The organism is Microbacterium sp. zg.Y909 (assembly GCF_024626565.1).
Genome location: NZ_JANJFJ010000412.1, coordinates 1 through 3804 on the forward strand (window position 1 = coordinate 1; position 3804 = coordinate 3804).

Here is a 3804-nt window from a genome sequence, read left to right on the forward strand (position 1 = left end):
GCCCCCAGCCACTCCCCCGGGAGCTCGCGGCGACCCTCGGCTTCGGCTTCGTCGAGCTGGGCGCGGATCATGCCGGCGCGACGCTTGACCTTGAGCATGCCCGGCAGCACGCCGTCGGCCTGCAGCCCCGCTTCGACGCAGGCCGCCATCGCGTCCCAGATCGCGTCGAGCCCGGCAGCGACGTCGGCCTCGTCGCGCAGCGCCTGCTCGTTGAGCCGCGCGGCCTCGGCGATCGTGATGCCGCGCTCGTCGCACAGCGCCAGCAGCTCTGCGGCGCTCTCATAGGCGAACGGGAACGGATGGGCGGCGACCCGAGCTTGCTCTCCCTCGCGGCGGATGAAGCCGCCGCCGACGGAGTAGTACGTCTCTTCGGCCACGGTGGCGCCGGCGGCATCCATCGCCGTCAGGGTCATGGCGTTCGGGTGCCCCGGCAGGCGGGTGCGCGGGAGGAACGTGACGTGCTCCTTCGCGAACGGCACCGGGTGGGTGCCGTCCAGCCGCAGCGCGGCATCCGGGGGCCACTCGGTCCAGGCGCGGCGCACCGTGTCGGGGTGCACGCTCTCGGGGGCGTGGCCCTGCAGCCCCGCGACGACCGCGTCGGGAGTGCCGTGGCCGATGCCGGTGGCGCCGAGCGACCCGAAGAGGGTGCAGGTCACGCGCGCGACGCGCGACAGGGCACCGGCCTCGCGCAGGCGGGCAGCGAAATCACGGCCCGCCCGCATGGGACCGACTGTATGGGAGCTCGAGGGTCCTACACCGATGGAGAACAACTCGAACGCCGAGACGTACGCGCTCACCCTTCGACCCTACGTGCAGAAGCCCCGGACGGGGGCACCCGGGGCTTCTGTCGGGACTGCGTCAGGACTGTGGCGTCTACTGACCCTGGCCGGACTCGCTCACCTTGAGCGAGGGACCGGAGTCCTCGGTGGTCACCTCGACCTTGCGGGGCTTCGCCTTCTCGCTGACGGGGATCTTCACGCTGAGAACGCCGTTGCGATAGGTCGCGGCGATGCGCTCGGTGTCGAGCCCCTGCCCGAGGCTCAGCTGGCGCAGAAAGCTGCCGGCCTCGCGCTCGCGGGTGATCCACTTGACGCCCTCGCCGACGTTGATCGTGCGCTCGGCGCGGATGGTCAGCAGCTGACCGTCGACGTCGATGTCGACCGAGCCCGGGTCGATGCCCGGCAGGTCGGCCTCGAGCACGTAGTGGTCACCCTCGCGGTAAAGGTCCATCGGCATCTGTCGCGGACCGCGGCGGGCGGGGTCCATCAGGTTGCTCGCGAAACGCTCCAGGTCACGGAGCGGGTCATAATTCGCCATTCGTGTCTCCTTATCGAGCCGTGCCGGATGCCGGCACCCATCAGGTCGCAAACTTGAGTCGCCTCGACTCAAGTAGCACCAGATTAGCACTCGGCTACGGGAGTGCAAGGGGGCGCGGCGCGCGCTCCTCGCGCTTCGCGCGGACTCGCCTGACGCTTGTTGCGGCTTCAGGGTCGGCGAGGCCGCATCACGCGTCAGGTGAGCGCAACGACGCTTCCTGCACGGCGGCGATTGCCGCGGCAGCATCCGCGAACCGCAGGACGACCGGCCCGAGCCGGGCCCGAGAGTGGCATGGTCAGCGGATGCCGCAACAGCCCGCTCCCCTGCCACCGACCCTCGGGCAGTTCTTCAGCGCCGCCGAGGCACGCGCGCTCGGAGTGAGCCCGGGTCGATTGCGCGCGGCGGACCTCGAGTCCCCCTTCCGCGGGGCGCGCGTCGTGCGTGCCCCGGATGCCACCGGCGATGCCGATCACCCTGCGACCGGCACCGCGGAGCGGGAACAGGCGCGACGAGAACATCTGCTCGCACGGGCGCGAGCCTTCGTCACGGTCATGCCGCCCTACGCATTCTTCACGGGCATCACCGCGGCGGCGATCTGGGGCGCACCCCTGCCACGGTCGTCCGCGCGCAACCCGGGCGGTGAACCACTCGATGTGGCCGTCTTCGCCCCGGACCGTCCCCTCCGCACATCCGGCGTGCGCGGCTACCAGACCACACCGTCGCTCACGGCGGTGGTGCGGCACCGCGGGCTGCCGGTCGCGTGCCCGGCCTCGACCTGGGCGTCGCTCGGCCGTGTGTTCAGCGTCTCGCAGCTCGTGGTGGTGGGCGACGCAATGGTGCATCAGCACCGCCGCCGTAACGGTGACCGCGGCGGCGTCACCGCACCACTTGCGACACTCGACGATCTCGCGGCAGCAGCAGCGGGGCGTCGCGTCGGCGTGGCCCGACTGAGACAGGCGTTGCCGCACATCCGAGTGGGGAGCATGTCGCCCGGTGAGACGGACCTGCGCCTCGCACTCACCGCAGGCGGGCTGCCCGAGCCTGCGCTCGACTTCGACCTGGCGGATGCCGCCGGACGCCGGTTCGGCTGGACAGAGATCGCCTACCCGCGATGGCGCGTGCTCGTCGAGTACGAAGGCGATCACCATCGCACCGACCGCGCGCAGTGGCATCGCGACATCGCGAAGCACGCACGATGCCGCGACCTCGGATGGGACGTCGTCCGGGTCACGTCGGCGGACCTGTACCCGCGGCCGCTTGCCGCCGTCGCGCGGGTGCGACAGGCCCTCGCACGCGCGGGGTGGCGCCCGTAGCCGCTCTCGCGGCGCTCACCTGACCCGCAATGCCCCTTTGGGGGCCTGGAAGCCGCAAGAGAAGTCACGTGAAGGCGTGCAGGCGGACCTGACCCGGGAAACACGAAAGGCCCCGGCGAACCGGGGCCTTTCGTTACTGTCTCAACACAGTGTGCGCCCGAAGAGACTCGAACTCCCAACCTTCTGATCCGTAGTCAGATGCTCTATCCATTGAGCTACGGGCGCGTGGCCTGCACTGTCGCGCGGGCCTCGTAAAGCCTACCCGACGAGAGGGCGTCGCGCGAATCGTGGCCGCTTCGGCGCGTCAGCCGCCCGCCGCGGCTCTCCCGTCGGGGTCGGAGTCGGGGTCGGCGCCGGCACGCTCCGCAGCGGCGTGGCTCGCCGCGCGGCGGTGCGCGCGGAGCTTGGGGAGATCCACCATGCGCAGCGCCTGCATACGCGCGAGGCGCATCCTGTCGTAGTCGGGCTCCAGGTCCGGCCTGGCCGCCTCGATCCGCAGCGACCGGTCGATGTTCTTGGCCACTTCCGACCAGGCGGCATCCCGGGCGTCGTCGACGAGCTTGACCAGTTCTTCCGGGTCTTCGGCGCGCTCGCGCAGGGCCTGTGCGATGTGCAGCGACTGGTTGCGCCGCTTGCGCAGGTTGCGCACGTCGCGGCTGCGGTAGTCGTGCGTGCCGTCCGAGTCGGTGTGGCGCCCCTTGGCCGTTTTGCGCTCCTTCTCGGCGCGATCGGCGTCGGCTTCCGCCTCGGCGGCGAGGCTCAGCAGCGTCTCACGGGCGTCGGGCACGAACCGGGAGGCCTCGAACCCTTCGGCCCCGGTGAGGATGTCGACGAGGATGCGGTTCTTCAACGCCAGCCGCGTCGCCGCAGAGGCGATGTACAGCCCCTCGGCGACGATGTCGTCCTGCTTGGCCTTCTTTCGCAGCGCCACGGCACCCCCCTTTCATCGATCCTACGGCGGCGGGTGCGACGGCATCCATTCGCACAGGAGGAAGCGCACAGCAATGGGCGCTCGCGAACTCGCACCGCCCGTCCCCGCGGCTGAGCGGCATCCCTACCATCGACGCCCCGCCCTTCTCAACCGGATGATCCCCACCCCCAGCCCCGATAGCTTCTGAGGACGCTGGTCGGACGGGTGCTCCCCGGCCGACCTTCACGAAAGGAGCGAGACATG

General features: G+C 70.8%; 4 protein-coding genes and 1 tRNA gene. 1 reads left to right on the forward strand and 4 read right to left on the reverse strand.

Annotated elements, in window-relative coordinates; genetic code table 11:
• Both NQ160_RS20345 and NQ160_RS20350 read right to left on the reverse strand, forming a co-directional pair.
• A partial coding sequence (locus tag NQ160_RS20345) for a serine dehydratase beta chain (RefSeq protein WP_308211508.1) occupies positions 1–797 on the reverse strand: 797 nt, incomplete at its 3' end.
• A gap of 76 nt (positions 798–873) precedes the next feature.
• The gene (locus tag NQ160_RS20350) at positions 874–1317 is read right to left on the reverse strand and encodes an Hsp20/alpha crystallin family protein (protein ID WP_257514112.1); all 444 of its coding nucleotides are present in this window, start codon (positions 1315–1317) and stop codon (positions 874–876) included.
• 302 nt (positions 1318–1619) lie between these two features.
• Between NQ160_RS20350 and NQ160_RS20355 the strand changes: the two genes are divergently transcribed.
• Positions 1620–2630: a hypothetical protein gene (locus NQ160_RS20355; RefSeq protein ID WP_257516919.1), complete on the forward strand. Its 1011-nt coding sequence runs from the start codon at positions 1620–1622 to the stop codon at positions 2628–2630.
• A 152-nt stretch (positions 2631–2782) separates the two neighbouring features.
• On the opposite strand, the gene NQ160_RS20360 is transcribed toward NQ160_RS20355, so the two are convergent.
• Positions 2783–2855, reverse strand: a tRNA-Arg gene (locus tag NQ160_RS20360).
• Between the two features lie 79 nt (positions 2856–2934).
• Complete coding sequence (locus tag NQ160_RS20365; RefSeq protein ID WP_257516920.1) at positions 2935–3561, reverse strand: asparagine synthase; 627 nt, start codon at positions 3559–3561, stop codon at positions 2935–2937.
• Positions 3562–3804 lie beyond the last annotated feature (243 nt).

What these genes read in the sequence shown, in the direction of transcription:
- NQ160_RS20350 (WP_257514112.1), bottom strand. Translation starts at nt 1,317, where the DNA reads ATGGCGAATTATGACCCGCTCCGTGACCTGGAGCGTTTCGCGAGCAAC.
- NQ160_RS20355 (WP_257516919.1), top strand. Translation starts at nt 1,620, where the DNA reads ATGCCGCAACAGCCCGCTCCCCTGCCACCGACCCTCGGGCAGTTCTTC.